This window comes from Stenotrophomonas sp. YJH_SMC_105-26 (genome assembly GCF_059368915.1).
On sequence record NZ_JCAFSD010000002.1, the window covers coordinates 405,659 to 421,118 of the forward strand.

The following is a 15,460-nucleotide window of genomic DNA, read 5'->3' on the forward strand; positions in this document are numbered from 1 at the left end:
GAAAAGTAACGCCCATGAACAGTGAAGCACCTTCAGCACGCGTCACGCGCAGGAAACCATCAGCGCACCGGCACCGGAATATTGCACAGATCGATATGCCCGGCCGGACGCTTGTAGAAATCATCCACGCGGTTGCGCCGCGCCTCCACCGTATCGGCGAAGGTCTTCGAGTCGGTACGCAGTACCTGGATCGGCGTGCGCTCGGCTGCCGGCACGTCGCTGGCGCGGCGGATCGACACGATCGGCGTGCGCAGTGTCGGGTCGGTGTAGAAGCCCATCGGCGCCGGCCCGCGCGGCGTCGCGCTGAGCAGCTCCATGCCCTTCAGCACGCGACCGACCAGGGTGATGTTGCGGTCCAGTTGGCGCGGCGACTGTCCGGTCACCACGTACAGTTCGGCACCGATGCTGCTGTCTTCCTCGTTGCTGCGGCCCGCGCCCAGCATGCCGTAGCAATGTGCCAGCCAGGCCTTGCCGGCCTGCGGGTCCTGGCCGACCGGGAAGCCGTCGACAAAACCGGTCTGCGCGGCCCAGCCATCGCGGTCCGGCAGCACGGTGACCTTCAGGCCGGCGCTGGCGCGCTCGAACTCGGCCGGCAACTTGCGCGCGGCGCTGCCGAACGGCTTGGCCTTGGCTGCGTCATCGGCGTCGGCATCGCCGAACTGCACCACGAAGTTGTCCTGCGAGCGGTAGATGCTGGTGCCGTCCCAGAAGTGCTCGTGGGCGAAGGTCTGGATGTTGGCGACATGGCGCGGGGCGAACTGCGGGGCCAGCTCGATGATGACCCGACCGGCCGGCAGGTCCATGTACAGCAGGTTGGCCGGGTCCGGGGTGCGCCAGTCGCTGGCCGCCGAGGCGTCGAGGATCTGCTGAGGGCTGCGGTAGGGCGTGGCCGCGCTGGCCAGGGCGGGCAGCAGGCAGGCCAGGGCGAGGGCGGTCAGGGCAAGGCAACGGCGGTGCGGCATGGGAACCCCGGAACATGAACGAGGCTTCGATTCTGCGCGAGCCGCGCAGCGGCGCCAACCGGGAGAGTGACTAACGACACATTCGCTATACCGAACTTCGCACTACTGTGGACTTCAACGTAGTGGAGGGCCGGTCATGTCCGAGGACGATGTCCACCTGAAGAAGTTCCAGAAGGAGCTCAGCGCCGGAACGGTGTCGCTGGCCCTGCTGGCGGTGCTGGCCCGGGCCGGGGAGCCGCTGTACGGCTACCTCATTGCCAAGGAGCTGGAGCGGGTGGGCGAGGGCGTGCTGAGCGGCAAGCAGAGCGCGCTGTACCCGGTACTGCGCAACCTGGAGGGCGCCGGCCTGCTGGAAAGCCATGTGGAACCTTCCAGCAGCGGGCCGCCGCGGCGCTACTACCGCATCAACGAACGTGGCCGCGAGGTGCTGGCGCAGTGGCGCCAGGCCTGGCAGGCCACCCGCGATTCCGTCGATTCCGTGTTGGAGGGGGTACCGCAATGAACGACCCGAGCCTGGCAGGCCGCGCCCTGCCTACGACCATCCCGCAGTACCTGGCGCAGCTGCGCGCGGCGCTGGAAGGTGCCGATCCGGCGATGGTGCAGGACGCGCTGTACGACGCCGAGGAATACCTGCGCTCGGAGCTGGCGGCGCAGCCCGGCCGCAGCGAGGCCGAGGTGATCGCCGACGTTGCCGGCAGCTATGGCGCGCCGGATGAAGTGGCCGACATCTACCGCGAGACCGAAGTGACGGTGAACCGCGCGCTGCGTACGCCGCGTGCGGATACCGCGCCGGTGCTGCGTGCAGCGGCGGAAGCCAGTGGCGTCGAGCCAGCCTCACCGCCGCAGGCGCCGGTGCAGCGTTCGCTGCTGGCGCGCTTCTTCGGCGTGGTGACCGATCCGCACACCTACGGTGCGCTGTTCTACATGCTGCTGTCGCTGGCCACCGGCATCTTCTTCTTCACCTGGGTGGTGACCGGCCTGTCATTGTCGCTGGGCCTGCTGATCCTGATCATCGGCATTCCGCTGACCGTGCTGTTCTTCGGCTCGGTGCGCGGGCTGGCGCTGCTGGAAGGACGGCTGGTGGAAGCGCTGCTGGGCGAGCGCATGCCGCGCCGCCCGCGTTACACCGACCGCAGCCGCACCTGGCTGCAGCGCATCGGCGACATGTTCACCGATGGCCGTACCTGGCTGACGCTGCTGTACTTCGTGCTGATGCTGCCGCTGGGCGTGATCTACTTCACCATCGCGGTGACGCTGCTGTCGCTGTCGCTGAGCCTGATCTGGGCGCCGGTCGCGGCGATCTTCAGTGGTGACATCCCCGGCGTGTACATCAACGACGTGAATGTGCTGCCGATGGCGGCCTCGCCGCTGGTGGCGATCGCGGTTGCTGCGGCGGGCGCACTGCTGCTGGTGCTGACGATGCACCTGGCACGCGGCATCGGCAAGCTGCATGGGCTGATTGCCAAGAACCTGCTGGTGCGGTTGTAAGCGGGCGCGCATGCTTCGGCAGGTGCCAACCTTGGTTGGCACAAGCCATCAGCGCCGGGACGTTTGGTGGGCTTTGCTTTGGCAGGTGCCAACCTTGGTTGGCACGATCCATCAGCTGCAGGGATTCACGGTAGAGCGCCAACCAAGGTTGGCATCTACCAAGGCGTACCGACCAAGGTCGGCACACGCCAGAGGCGAGTTACCCCGCCTTGCGCCGCAACGGGGTGACGTTGCTCTTCTTCTTCGCGGCCTTCGCCGCCGGGGCTTCGGCATGCGCGGCGAAGAAGTCGCGCACCTTCGGGTACACCACCTCGCGCCAGCGACGGCCGCTGAAGATGCCGTAGTGGCCGGCACCTTCGACGATGAAATGCTCACGGCGGTCCGCAGTGATGCCGGTGCACAGCGCCTGCGCGGCTTCGGTCTGACCAAGGCCGGCGATGTCGTCCAGCTCGCCTTCGATGCTCAGCAGCGCGGTATCGCGGATCGCCGACGGATCGACCTTCTCGCCGTTGACCACCCACTCGCCACGCGGCAGCAGGAAGTCCTGGAACACCACGCGGATGGTATCGAGGTAGTACCTGGCCGGCATGTCCAGCACCGCGTTGTACTCGTCGTAGAAACGACGGTGCGCGTCGGCGTCTTCCAGGTCGCCCTTGACCAGGTCGGTGTAGAAATCCCAGTGCGAGCTGAAGTGGCGGCTCGGGTTCATCGACAGGAAGCCGGCGTGCTGCAGGAAGCCCGGGTACACGCGGCGGCCGGCACCCGGATAGCTGGCCGGCACGGTGTGGATGACGTTGTTCTCGAACCACGACAGCGGGTTCTGCGTGGCCAGGTTGTTCACTGCGGTCGGGCTGCAGCGCGCATCGATCGGGCCACCCATCATCACCAGCGTGCGCGGCGTCGGTTCACCACGGCTGGCCATCAGTGAAACCGCGGCCAGCACCGGTACGGTCGGCTGGCACACGCTCACCACGTGCAGGCGTTCGACGCCGAGGTGGCGGATGAACTCCTGGATGTAGGCGATGTAGTCATCCAGCCCGAACTCGCCTTCGCTGGCCGGCACCATGCGCGCGTCGACCCAGTCGGTGACGTACACGCGGTGGTCGCGCAGCAGCGTGCGCACGGTGTCGCGCAGCAGCGTGGCGTGGTGGCCGGACAGCGGCGCCACCACCAGCACGAACGGCTGGTTGAGCATGGTGTGCAGCTGGTCGGCTTCATTGCTGTGGCGCTTGAAGCGCAGCAGCTTGCAGAACGGCTTGCTCACTTCCTCGTGCACGACGATCGGCACGCGCTCGCCATCGACGTCGATTTCGTTGATGCCCCACTCGGGCTTCTCGTAATCCTTGCCGATGCGGTGGAAGAGTTCATTGACCGCCGCCAGGCGATCAGCACCGGGCATCTGCGACCACCAATGGCCCTGGTTGGCGAAGAATCTGGCGTTGGCCTGGGCCTGGTGCACCCAGGGGGCGAGCAGGTTGCGGGTCAGTTCGTGCAGTTGATAGAGCATGACGACCGAATATGTATGGTCATATGTTGCCGCGCAGCATATCCCATCCGGGGGTCCCGCAGGTTAAGTCGGCTGAAAATAATGAATCCGGATTCACATCCGTTCCAGCGCGGCCGCATCGCCTGCCAGGGCGGGGCCGAGCCAGCAGTGCGACCCTACCGGCTGCAGGCCCTGGCGGGCCAGCGTGCGGCGGTACCAGCGCGCCGGTCGGGCCTGGAAGCCGTCGTGGTCGCCTTCGAACGCGTCCTCGGCGGCGAAGGTCTCCAGGAAGGCCACGCCGCCGGTCAGCTCGGCCACGCCGGCCAGTCCTGCACGCAGCTCGCGGTCGGGCACGTAGTGCATCACGTCCGAACACACCAGCAGGTCAACCGGGGCACAGGGCCGCAGCCAGGCGAAGTCGCCGAAGCGGGCCAGGTGCAGGTTGCGGGTCCTGCCGTAGCGGCGCACAGCGTACTCGCTGCTGTCGAAGCCGAGATATTCGACCTTCGGACGCAGCTTCAGCAGCGGCGCGCGCCAGGCGCCTTCACCGCAGCCGATATCCAGCACGCTGCGGATCGGCCGCTCCAGGTAGTACTCGGCGCTGGCCACGGCCAATGCCACCTTGCGCGCCAGGCGGGCGCTGCCGCCGATGTCGGCACGGCGGTACCAGCGTTGGAAGTAGGCGGCGTCGTAGGTCTTGTCCATGGGGCGGTGCGCGATCGGGGAAAACGGCGCCTATCGTACGGTGTTGCGGCGCGCCATGCGTCGATGTGTCGCGGCGCGCGTGCCTGCGGCGGCTTCGCCACGGCATGCGAGAATGGCCGCCAACCTACGCCAGCCGCCGGAGCGAGCGCATGCAGAGCTACTACTGGGTCAAGACCTTCCACATCGTGTTCGTGGTGGCGTGGATGGCCACGGTGTTCTACCTGCCGCGCATCCTGGTGAACCTGGCCGAGACCGCGGGCCAGCCGGCGGTGACCGAGCGCCTGCAGCTGATGGGCCTGCGCCTGTACCGCTTCGGCCACTCGATGTTCGGCCTGGCGTTCCTGCTCGGCCTGGTGCTGTGGCTGGGCTACAAGGTCATCCCCGATTTCCCGACCATGGTGGCGCCGGGAGCTGCCGGCTGGCTGCACGCCAAGCTGGGGCTGGTGGTGGTGCTGCTGGTGTACTTCGGCTGGACCGGCCGCCTGCTCAAGGGCGTGGCCAAGGGCCGGGCGCTGCCGTCGTCGCGCGCGCTGCGCTGGATCAACGAGATCCCGCTGCTGGCGTTCATTCCGATCGTGTGGCTGGTGCTGGCCAAGCCGTTCTGAGGCGGGGTCACCTGCGTCCGGTAGATCCACGCCATGCGTGGATGCTGTCAGGGCGCAAACGAAGGAGCCGGGCAAATGCCCGGCTCTTTCATTTCTGCAATCACCTCGTGTTGCCGGCCAGCGGCCGGCACTACCGGGCTTAGGCTGCTTCGTACGTGCCGTAACTGCGCAGGCGCGTGTAGCGCTGTTCCAGCAGCTGTTCGGTGGACAGCTTGTCCAGCGCGTCCAGTTCGTTCAGCAGCACGGCCTTCAGGCGCTTGGCCATCTGCGTCGGGTTGCGGTGGGCGCCACCGGTCGGCTCGCGCACGACCTTGTCGACCAGGCCCAGGCTCTTCAGGCGCGGCGCGGTCAGGCCCAGCTGTTCGGCCGCTTCCTTGGCCTTGCCCGCGTCCTTCCACAGGATCGAGGCGCAGCCTTCCGGGGTGATGGTCGAGTACACCGCGTATTCCAGCATCACGGTGCGGTCGCCCACACCCAGTGCCAACGCACCGCCGGAGCCGCCTTCACCGATCACGGTGCAGATGATCGGCACCTTCAGCTCGGCCATCTCGATCAGGTTGCGCGCGATCGCTTCGGACTGGCCGCGCGACTCGGCGTCGATGCCCGGCCAGGCGCCGGCGGTGTCGATCAGGGTCAGCACCGGCAGGCCGAAGCGCTCGGCCATCTTCATCAGGCGCAGTGCCTTGCGGTAACCCTCCGGCTTGGGCATGCCGAAGTTGCGCTTGATCTTTTCCTTGGTGTCGCGGCCCTTCTGGTGGCCGATCACCATTACCGCGCGGCCATTGATGCGGGCCAGGCCGCCCATGATCGCCTTGTCGTCGGCGAAGGCGCGGTCACCGGCCAGCTCCTGGAACTCATCGAACATGACGCGGAGGTAGTCGGCGGTGTACGGGCGCGACGGGTGGCGGGCCAGCTGCAGCACCTGCCACGAGGTCAGGTTGCGGAAGATCTGCGCGGTGCGCATGCGCAGCTTGTCCTGCAGCGCGTGCACTTCCGCCTCGACATTGACCGCCGGCCCGGCACTGGCGTTGCGCAGCTCCTGGATCTTGGCTTCCAGGTCGGCGATGGGTTGCTCGAAGTCGAGGTAGTTCGGATTCATCGGAAGCCGTCGTGTAAAGAAGGGGGGAATTCTAGCCGAATGCGTGCAAACCACCCGTACGCCTTCGTCTGGAAGGCGACGGTAGCGCAGCCGGGCAGGGGGCGCCAGTCAGCTCAGGGCACCACCAGGGCGCTGCGGCCCATCAACTGGCTGCGCTGGGAGACGAAGTCGTTGTAGGCCTCGTTGGCTTCCCGGCCAAGGCCGCTGCCCAGGGTGGCAGTGGCCGAGGTGAAGGCCATCTGCGCGGCGAAATCCTGCTTGCGCAGGGCCTTCTGTTCATCGGCGGTGGTGGCCTTCAGCCAGCGCGCGTAGACCTCGCGCAGGGGCGCGGCGTGGGCCTCGAAGGCCGGCACCAGCGCCGGCAGGCTGGCCGGGGCCGGTTCCAGGCTGTAGGCCGGGGCCACGTAGCCACCTGGCTGTTCGCGCTTGAACGCGCCGGGCTCGCCCATGCCTTCTTCCACGTAAGCGATGAAGTCGGGAGCGGTGAACACCTTGGCCACGATCTGGCCGCCGCTGGAATCAACGTGGGCCACCACCTTTTCCTTGGGGAAGGGTTCGCGCACGCCGTAGGTCCAGGTCTTGTCGATGAACAGGTCGTGGCGCTTCTCGAACGGGCCTTCGAAGTCGACGCCGCCGAGCTGGATACCGCTGTTGCCGACGCCGAAGTTCTTCACCTTGCTCTCGTCGGTGACGTAGATCTCGCGGGCGATCACGTACTCGCTGAGGGTCGGATTGATCAGCCCGCCACGACCGTCGACGTAGACGATGAAGCGCACATCACCGAGCTTGTCGGTATGCAGGCGATGCTCGCCGACAGCGAGCGAGACCGGGCGAGAGCCCTGTGCGGCCACCGGCAGGTCCTGGCCGTCGATGCTCAACGCCAGCGGCGTGTCGGTCGGGTTGTCGATCTGGAACTCGATCTTCGAAGGGGAGCAGGCGGCCAGGGCCAGTGCGGCAGCGAACGGGAACAGCAGGGTCTTCATCGGCAATCGTCCTTGATACTTGGAACGGGGAAACAGGGGAGACAGGACAGCGAGGGAGCCAGCCTCAGCTGGCCCATGGCGGGCTGTAGCGCACCTTCAGCGTGCGCACGGCCGGGTCGGCGCGCAGCGCCTCCATCAGCTTGGAATCGATGCGTACCGCGCTCTGCCCGGACACATCGAGCATGCCGGCGACGCCGCCGTGCGGCCCCTTCAGCAGCAGGTCCAGGCGCAGTGGCGTCCGTCCCGGGCGATGGCGGTCGAGCAGCGCATCGATGCGCTCCCAGACCGGGCGCTGCTGGCGCAGGTCCAGGCGCAGCGACAGCCGCGTGGCGTAGTTGGCGCAGACCTCATCGAAGTCCCAGCACTGGCGGATGCGCAGCGCGAAGCCGCCGTTGAACTCGTCCTCGCGCAGGCCGCCCTTGACCACCAGGATGCGGTCCTTGGTCATCAGGTGGCCGAACTCGGCCATCGCGTCGGAGAACGCGCTGCACTCGACGCGGCCACGTCCGTCCTCAAGCTGGATGAAGATCTGGCTTTCGCCCTTGCGGCGCACGCCGACCACCTGGCCGGCCAGCACCGTCTGCACTTCCGGGCGCCAGCGCTTTTCGCCGCCGCCGCCACCACCGCTGTTGGCGCTCCAGATCTTCTCCACCGAACCCAGGTCATTGCCGACCAGGTCGCGCACATCGTCGCGCCAGGGATCGAACGGGTGGCCACTGAGATAGAAGCCCAGCGTGTCGCGCTCGCCGTTCAGGCGCTGCAGCAGCGGCCACTCCTCGGCTTCGGGCAGGTCCAGCTGGATCGTGGTCGCGCTCGGGTCCGGGCCACCGAACAGCGAGTTCTGTCCCGAAGCCCGCTCGCGGGCCATCTGGTCGGTAGCCTTGATCACCTCCGGCAGCTGCAGCATCAGCGAGGCACGGTTGCGGCCGAGCTCGTCCAACGCACCACAGTTGATCATCGCTTCCAGCGTGCGCCTGTTGAGCTTGGCCGAACCAACGCGCGTGCAGAAGTCGAGCAGGTCCTTGAACGGGCCGCCCTTCAGCCGCTCCTCGACCACCGCCTCGCAGGCACCCTGGCCGACGCCCTTGATCGCCCCGAGGCCGTACTGGATGGTGTCCGGCGTCACCGCTTCGAACATGAAGGCCGACTGGTTCACCTTGGGCGGCAGCACGGTCAGGCCGAGGTTGCGCACCTCGTCGAGGAAGCCGACCACTTTGTCGGTGTTGTCCAGATCGGACGACAGCGTGGCCGCCATGAACTCAGCCGGGTAATGGCGTTTCAGCCAGGCGGTCTGGTAACTGACCAGCGCGTAGGCAGCGGCGTGCGACTTGTTGAAGCCGTAGCCGGCGAACTTCTCCATCAGGTCGAAGATTTCGTCGGCCTTGGGGCCATCGACGCCGCCCTTGGCTGCACCTTCGCGGAAGATCTCGCGGTGCTTGGCCATTTCGGCCGGCACCTTCTTGCCCATCGCGCGGCGCAGCAGGTCGGCGCCGCCCAGCGAGTAGCCGCCGACGATCTGCGCCATCTGCATGACCTGCTCCTGGTACACCATGATGCCGTAGGTGTCCTTCAGGATGGCTTCGGTGCGCGGATCGGGATAGATGATCTCTTCCTGGCCGTGCTTGCGCGCATTGAAGGAGGGAATCAGGTCCATCGGGCCGGGGCGGTACAGCGACACCAGCGCGATCAGGTCTTCGAAACGGTCGGGGCGCGCGTCCTTCAGCAGGCGGCGCATGCCGGAGGATTCGAACTGGAACACCGCGCCGGTATTGCCGTTGGCGAAGATGTCCCTGTAGGTGGGCGTGTCGTCCAGCGGAATCGCGGCGATGTCCACCGGCGGGATGCCGGCGCGCTCATGGCGCTTGTTGATCGCCTTCACCGCCCAGTCGATGATGGTCAGCGTGCGCAGGCCCAGGAAGTCGAACTTCACCAGGCCCACTTCTTCCACGTCGTTCTTGTCGAACTGGGTGACCGGGTTCTTGCCGAGGCCGTTCTCGTCGTGTTCGGCGTACAGCGGGCAGAACTCGCTCAGAGGCTCGGGCCCGATCACCACGCCACCGGCGTGCTTGCCGGCGTTGCGGGTCAGGTCTTCCAGCTGCAGCGCCAGGTCGATCAGGTCGCGGACATCGTCCTCGGTCTCGTAGCGCTGGATCAGTTCGGCCGACGCCATCTCAGAGCTCGGGCCTTCCTTGCCCTTGCCCAGCGCATCTTTCAGGTGGATGCCCAGAATGTTCGGGATCAGCTTGGAGACGCCGTCGACCAGGCCGTACGGGAAGCCGAGCACGCGGCCGGAGTCGCGCACCACCGCCTTGGCGGCCATGGTGCCGTAGGTGATGATCTGGCTGACGCGCTCGCGCCCGTACTTGCGGGCGACGTAGTCGATCACCTCGTCGCGGCGGTCCATGCAGAAGTCGATGTCGAAGTCGGGCATCGACACGCGTTCCGGGTTCAGGAAGCGCTCGAACAGCAGGTTGTACGGCAGCGGGTCCAGATCGGTGATCTTCAGCGCCCACGCCACCAGCGAACCGGCACCCGAACCACGGCCGGGGCCGATCGGAATACCTTGGTTCTTGCCCCACTGGATGAAGTCGGCCACGATCAGGAAGTAGCCCGGGAAGCCCATCTTGATGATGGTGTTGAGCTCGAATTCCAGGCGCTCGAAATACTCTTCGCGGGTCTTGCCCGGCGCCAGCGGATTCTTCTCCAGGCGCTCTTCCAGGCCATCGCGCGACATCTTCTGGATCCAGGTGTCCAGCGTCTCGTCGTCCGGCACCGGGTAGTTGGGCAGGAAGTAGGTGCCCAGCCGCATCTCGATGTTGCAGCGCTCGGCCAGCGCCAGCGTGTTGTCGATCGCATCGGGGATGTCGGCGAACAGCGCGCACATCTCCTCGGCCGACTTCAGGTACTGCTGGTCGCTGTATTCGCGCGGGCGCTTGGGGTCGTCCAGCACGCGGCCGGTGGAAATGCACACGCGCGCTTCGTGCGCGCTGAAGTCCGACGGCGACAGGAAGCGCACGTCGTTGCTGGCCACCACCGGCAGGCCACGCTGGCCGGCGGCCATCAGCGCGAACTGGTTGAAGGTTTCCTCGCCCTCGCGGCCGGTGCGGGTCAGCTCCAGGTGCAGGCCATCGCCGAACACGCGCTGCCAGTCGGCCAGCTGCTGCTCGGCCAGTTCATGCTTGCCGTCCAGCGCCAGGCGCCCGGCCAGGCTCTGCCGCCCGGCCAATGCGAACAGGTTGGCGTTGCCGGCCTTCAGCCAGTCCGGGTGCACGGCCACGCCGCCCTCGGGGCGATGGCCTTCCATCCAGGCGCGGGTCAGCAGCCGCGACAGGCTCAGGTAACCCTCGCGGTCGCGGCACAGCAGGGTCATCCGCCACGGGTCCTGGCCTTCCTCGGCGATCAGCACGTCGGCACCGGCGATCGGCTTGATGCCCACGCCTTCGGCGGCCTTGTAGAACTTGACCAGGGCGAACAGGTTGTTGAGGTCGGTCACCGCCAGCGCGGGCAGGCCGAGTTCGACCGAGCGCGACAGCAGGTTGGCCTGCTTGGCCTTCTTCGGGTCCGCCTGGTCCGGTTTGGCCGGCACACGGATGGTGGAGTCCGCCAGCGAGAACTCGGTGTGGACGTGGAGATGTACGAAGCGGGAGTTGGACATGCCGGACCAGGTTGGAGCGCGCGGGCCCCGGGTGCTGACGGAAGATCGTCGCCGGGGTCGGGAAGCGCTGGAATGCCCGGTCAGGGTAGCGAGGGCAGGGGGTTGCCACAAGGCTTGACAGGGGCACGGCGTGGCGCCGGATTCAGGCGTGCGGGAGGCCGCCTTCTGTAGAGCCGAGCCCATGCTCGGCTGTCCACAGCAGCCGAGCATGGGCTCGGCTCTACAACTCCAGCAGGCTCAGGCGATGGCCGCCGCCTGCGTCAGGCCCAGGCACTCACGCACCGGGGCGAAGCTGCGCCGGTGTTCCATGCAGGGGCCGTGCTCGCGCAGGGCGGCCAGGTGGGCCGGGGTGCCATAGCCCTTGTGCTGTTCGAAGCCGTACTGCGGGTGGCGGGTATGCACGTCCTGCATGTAACGGTCGCGCGAGACCTTGGCCAGGATCGAGGCGGCCATGATCGCGCGGTCGATGCCATCGCCGCCGACCAGCGCCTGCGCCGGCAGCACCAGGCCCTTGGGCACCACGTTGCCATCGATGCGGGCGAAGCCGGCCACATGGGCAACCGCTGCAACGACGTCACGCATGCCCTGCAGGGTGGCCTGGTAGATGTTCAGGCGGTCGATGGTGTCCACGTCCACCAGCACCACGTGCCAGGCCAGGGCACGCTCGATGATGCGGTCATGCAGCTGTTCGCGGCGGGCCGCCGTCAACTGCTTGGAATCGTCCAGGCCGTTGATGCGTGGCCGTGACGGATCGAATACCACCGCCGCCACCGCCACCGGCCCGGCCAGCGGGCCACGTCCGGCCTCGTCGACGCCAGCGACCAGGCGTTCCGGCTCGACCACCGTCGCGCCGTCGAACAGGGCCAGGCTGGCCGCTGCGGCGTGACGGCGGCTCATGCCTGCGCCTGGTCGCGCATCAGCAGTTCGCCGACGGCATCGGCGGCACGCGCCGAAGCATTGCGGCGCAGGCGCTCGTGCAGTCGCACGTACGTGTCCTGCAGGTCGATCACCCGCTGCGGGTGGTCGAACCATTGCTGGATGGCCGCGGCCAGCCTGTCCGGCGTGCAGTCGTGCTGCATCAGCTCCGGCGCCAGGTCCTGGCCGGCCAGGATGTTGGGCAGGGCGAAGCGGTCGACCTTGATCAGGCCCAGCGCCTTGACCAGGCGATAGGTCAGTTCGTTGACGCGGTAACCGACGACCATCGGCCGCTTCACCAGCATGGCTTCCAGGGTCGCGGTGCCGGAGGCCAGCACCACCACGTCGGCGGCGATCATCGCGTTGCGCGCCTGGCCATCCAGCACGTGCGAGTAGGCCACCGGCAACGCCGAGCGCGACAGCTGTTCTTCGATCAGCTGCCGGCAGGCCGGGTTGGCGGCAGGCACCACCACATGCAGGCCCGGAATGCGTTCAGAGACCTGCCAGGCGGCTTCGAAGAAGGGTTCGCCCAGGCGTGAGATCTCGCCCAGGCGGCTGCCCGGCAACACCGCCAGCACCTTGGCCGAGGTCGGCAGCCCGAGCGCGGCACGGGCTTCCTCGCGGTTGCCCTGCAGCGGAATGTCATCGGCCATCGGGTGGCCGACGAAGCGTGCGTCGATGCCGTGCCTTGCATAGATCGGCGGTTCCATCGGGAACAGGCACAGCACCAGGTCCGCGCTGCTGCCGATCTTCTCGGCGCGCTTCTCGCGCCAGGCCCAGACCGAGGGACTGACGTAATGCACGGTGCGCACGCCGCGTTGCTTCAGCCAGCGCTCGATGCCCAGGTTGAAGTCGGGTGCGTCGATGCCGATGAACACGTCCGGCTGCCATTCCAGGGCGCGCTGGCGGAACGCCGAGCGCAGCTTGAGCAGCCGCGGCAGGTGGCGCAGCACTTCGGTCAGGCCCATCACCGCCAGCTCGCTGGCATCGTGCCAGGTCTGGCAGCCGGCGCTGCGCATGGCATCGCCGCCAATGCCGGCGAACTCGGCATTCGGGAAGCGCGCCTTCAGTTCACGCACCAGGCCCGCACCGAGCAGGTCGCCGGACGCTTCGCCGGCAACCAGCGCGATCCGCAACGGGCGCTCGCTGAGCACCCGCTGTGCGGGAACGCTGCCGGCCATCGAGGCCAACGGAATCACCGCGGCGCCGGCCGCCGCCTGGCCGGTCGTGCTGCTCATCGCAGCAAGGGCCTCTCGGCGTGCTCGATGAAGTCCAGCATGGCCTTCACGTCATTGCTGTCACGCGCCTGTTCGGTCAGCTGCTGCTTGGCTTCGGCCAACGGCAGGCCGGCCACGTACAGCGTGCGGTAGGCACGCTTGATGGCCGAGATGCGGTCGGCGTCGAAGCCGCGGCGCTTCAGGCCTTCGCTGTTGATGCCGCGCGGGCGGCCCAGCGAATCGGTACCGACCATGGTGAACGGCGGTACATCGCCATTGGTCAGCGCGCCCATGCCGAGGAAGGCATGCGCACCGATGCGGCAGAACTGGTGGGCACCGGCGAAGCCGCTGATGATCACGTAGTCGCCCACGGTCACGTGGCCGGCCAGGGTGGTGTTGTTGGAGAACACGCAGAAATTGCCGACATGGCAGTCGTGCGCCACGTGCGTGTAGGCCAGCATCCAGTTGTCGTTGCCGATGGTGGTGATGCCGCCGCCGCCGCCGGTGCCACGGTTGAGCGTGACGAACTCGCGGAACACGTTGCGGTCGCCGATCACCAGTTCGGTGCGCTCACCGGCGAACTTCTTGTCCTGCGGCTCGCCACCGATCGCGGCATGACCGACGAAGCGGTTGTCGCGGCCGATCCGGGTCGGGCCGTGGATGCTGCAATGGGGGCCCACCACCGTGCCGGCGCCGATTTCAACATCGGGGCCGATCAGGGTGAAGGCGCCCACCTGCACATCGTCGGCCAGGCGCGCGGCCGGATCGATGACGGCGGTGGGGTGGATCCGCGGTGCGTTGTCAGTCATTGCTGCCTCCAGTGGATCAGCCCTTGGCGCCGGCGCACATGACCTCGGCCGACGCGACGACTTCGCCGTTGACCTTGGCTTCGCCGTAGTACCAGCCCATGTTGCGGATCAGGCGCTTCATCTGCACGTCCAGCATCAGCACGTCGCCGGGCACGACCTGCTTGTTGAAGCGGGCGTTTTCCACCTTGACCATGTAGAACAGCTTGGACTGCGCATCGCGGCCGAGCGTGAGCTGGGTCATGACGCCGCCGGCCTGCGCCAGCGCTTCGATGATCAGCACGCCGGGCATGATCGGGCGGCCCGGGAAGTGGCCCTGGAAGAACGGCTCGTTGATGCTGACGTTCTTCTGCGCCAGGATGCGCTTGGCCTCGACGTCGAGTTCAAGCACCCGGTCCACCAGCAGGAACGGGTAGCGGTGCGGAAGCAGTTCCTGGATCTGGCAGACATCGATCGGAAGCTGCAGCGAATCGTTCATTCTTTCTCCTTGCCAGCAGCCAGGACGCGGCGAGCCAATGCGTCCAGCTGCTTGAAGCGCGCGGCGTTCTTGCGCCACGTGCGGTTGTCGGTCAACGGGGTGCCGGACGAGTACTCGCCTGGCTCATGGATGGAGTTGCGGACCACCGACTTGCCGGTGATCACGACCTTGTCACAGATTTCGAGGTGGCCGACCACGCCAACGTGGCCGCCAAGCAGGCAGTAGCGGCCGATCTTGGCGCTGCCGGCGATGCCGGTGCAGCCGGCGATGGCCGAATGCGCGCCGATCTGCACGTTGTGGGCGATCTGCACCAGGTTGTCCAGGCGCACATCCTCGTCCAGCACGGTGTCTTCCAGCGCGCCGCGGTCGACGCAGGTATTGGCACCGATCTCGCAATCGTCGCCGATGCGGACGCCGCCGAGCTGCGGCACCTTGATCCACTTGCCAGCGTCCATCGCCAGGCCGAAACCGTCGGCGCCGAGCACGGCACCGGGATGCACGCGCACGCGCTTGCCCAGCGTGACCCGGGTGACCAGGGTCACGCGGGCGATCAGTTCACAGCCGGCATCCAGGCTGCAGTCCTCGCCGATCACGCTGCCGGTGCCGATGATGCAGTTCTCGCCGACCACGCTGCGCGCACCGACCGAAACGAACGGGCCGATATGGGCGCTGGCGGCCACCTGGGCGCTGGGGTCGATGACGGCGCTGGGGTGGATGCCCGGCGGGCGGGTCGGCGCGATGTCGAACAGCGCGGCGATCTTGGCGAACGCGGTGTACGGGTCCTTGGCGACGAGCGCAGTGCCCGGGGCGGCCTCGGCGTCGTCGGCACGCAGGACCACCAGCGAAGCCTGGCTGTCGGCCAGCTGGGCGCGGTAGCGCGGGTTGGCAAGGAAGGTCAGCTGGCCAGGGCCGGCATGGGCGAGGGTGGCCACGCCATGGATGGCGGTGGCGGGGTCGCCATGGACCTGCAGGCCGAACTGCTCGGCGAGTTGCTGGGCGGTGTAGGTGGGAGTATTCACGGCGGGAGTTTAACGTGTGGCGCCATTTCGGTCATGCGGGGG

Annotated in this window: 14 protein-coding genes; 3 read left to right on the forward strand and 11 right to left on the reverse strand. The window is 67.4% G+C overall.

What is annotated here, in order from left to right; translation table 11 throughout:
- Positions 1-59 precede the first annotated feature (59 nt).
- Entirely contained in the window at positions 60-962 is a 903-nt protein-coding gene (locus AC5P7F_RS08795; protein WP_075075656.1) for a peptidylprolyl isomerase, read from the reverse strand.
- Positions 963-1,098: 136 nt separating this feature from the next.
- Between AC5P7F_RS08795 and AC5P7F_RS08800 the strand changes: the two genes are divergently transcribed.
- Both AC5P7F_RS08800 and AC5P7F_RS08805 read left to right on the forward strand, forming a co-directional pair.
- The gene (locus tag AC5P7F_RS08800) at positions 1,099-1,464 is read left to right on the forward strand and encodes a PadR family transcriptional regulator (protein ID WP_004150914.1); all 366 of its coding nucleotides are present in this window, start codon (positions 1,099-1,101) and stop codon (positions 1,462-1,464) included.
- Positions 1,461-2,450 carry a sensor domain-containing protein gene (locus AC5P7F_RS08805; protein ID WP_014646483.1) on the forward strand — a complete coding sequence of 330 codons (990 nt, stop codon included), beginning with the start codon at positions 1,461-1,463 and terminating at the stop codon, positions 2,448-2,450. The genes AC5P7F_RS08800 and AC5P7F_RS08805 overlap by 4 nt, the downstream gene beginning before the upstream one ends.
- A 199-nt stretch (positions 2,451-2,649) precedes the next feature.
- Here the strand turns inward: AC5P7F_RS08805 and AC5P7F_RS08810 are convergent, their stop codons facing one another.
- Together AC5P7F_RS08810 and AC5P7F_RS08815 are read right to left on the reverse strand one after the other, a co-directional pair.
- Positions 2,650-3,957: a polyhydroxyalkanoate depolymerase gene (locus AC5P7F_RS08810; protein WP_014646484.1), complete on the reverse strand. Its 1,308-nt coding sequence runs from the start codon at positions 3,955-3,957 to the stop codon at positions 2,650-2,652.
- Positions 3,958-4,050: 93 nt separating this feature from the next.
- Entirely contained in the window at positions 4,051-4,641 is a 591-nt protein-coding gene (locus AC5P7F_RS08815) for a class I SAM-dependent DNA methyltransferase (protein ID WP_014646485.1), read from the reverse strand.
- A 149-nt stretch (positions 4,642-4,790) separates the two neighbouring features.
- Between AC5P7F_RS08815 and AC5P7F_RS08820 the strand changes: the two genes are divergently transcribed.
- Positions 4,791-5,246 carry a CopD family protein gene (locus AC5P7F_RS08820; RefSeq protein ID WP_014646486.1) on the forward strand — a complete coding sequence of 152 codons (456 nt, stop codon included), beginning with the start codon at positions 4,791-4,793 and terminating at the stop codon, positions 5,244-5,246.
- A 139-nt stretch (positions 5,247-5,385) separates the two neighbouring features.
- Here AC5P7F_RS08820 and AC5P7F_RS08825 read toward each other — a convergent pair whose 3' ends face one another.
- From AC5P7F_RS08825 to lpxD, 8 genes are all read right to left on the reverse strand, one after another.
- Positions 5,386-6,345: an acetyl-CoA carboxylase carboxyltransferase subunit alpha gene (locus AC5P7F_RS08825; protein WP_014646487.1), complete on the reverse strand. Its 960-nt coding sequence runs from the start codon at positions 6,343-6,345 to the stop codon at positions 5,386-5,388.
- Between the two features lie 113 nt (positions 6,346-6,458).
- Positions 6,459-7,328, reverse strand: coding sequence for a hypothetical protein (locus AC5P7F_RS08830; protein WP_014646488.1), 870 nt, complete (start codon positions 7,326-7,328; stop codon positions 6,459-6,461).
- A gap of 64 nt (positions 7,329-7,392) precedes the next feature.
- Positions 7,393-10,983, reverse strand: a complete 3,591-nt coding sequence (dnaE, locus tag AC5P7F_RS08835; RefSeq protein ID WP_014646489.1) for a DNA polymerase III subunit alpha — start codon at positions 10,981-10,983, stop codon at positions 7,393-7,395.
- A gap of 237 nt (positions 10,984-11,220) precedes the next feature.
- Positions 11,221-11,880 (reverse strand): ribonuclease HII, encoded by a 660-nt coding sequence (gene rnhB / locus AC5P7F_RS08840; protein ID WP_014646490.1) that lies wholly within the window; start codon positions 11,878-11,880, stop codon positions 11,221-11,223.
- Positions 11,877-13,079, reverse strand: coding sequence for a lipid-A-disaccharide synthase (lpxB, locus tag AC5P7F_RS08845; protein ID WP_134967132.1), 1,203 nt, complete (start codon positions 13,077-13,079; stop codon positions 11,877-11,879). Before lpxB ends, rnhB begins: the two co-directional genes overlap by 4 nt.
- 53 nt (positions 13,080-13,132) lie before the next feature.
- Positions 13,133-13,924 carry an acyl-ACP--UDP-N-acetylglucosamine O-acyltransferase gene (lpxA, locus tag AC5P7F_RS08850; RefSeq protein WP_014646492.1) on the reverse strand — a complete coding sequence of 264 codons (792 nt, stop codon included), beginning with the start codon at positions 13,922-13,924 and terminating at the stop codon, positions 13,133-13,135.
- Between the two features lie 16 nt (positions 13,925-13,940).
- Positions 13,941-14,399 (reverse strand): 3-hydroxyacyl-ACP dehydratase FabZ, encoded by a 459-nt coding sequence (gene fabZ / locus AC5P7F_RS08855; protein ID WP_005415845.1) that lies wholly within the window; start codon positions 14,397-14,399, stop codon positions 13,941-13,943.
- Entirely contained in the window at positions 14,396-15,418 is a 1,023-nt protein-coding gene (lpxD, locus tag AC5P7F_RS08860) for a UDP-3-O-(3-hydroxymyristoyl)glucosamine N-acyltransferase (protein ID WP_014646493.1), read from the reverse strand. The genes fabZ and lpxD overlap by 4 nt, the downstream gene beginning before the upstream one ends.
- Positions 15,419-15,460: the final 42 nt, after the last annotated feature.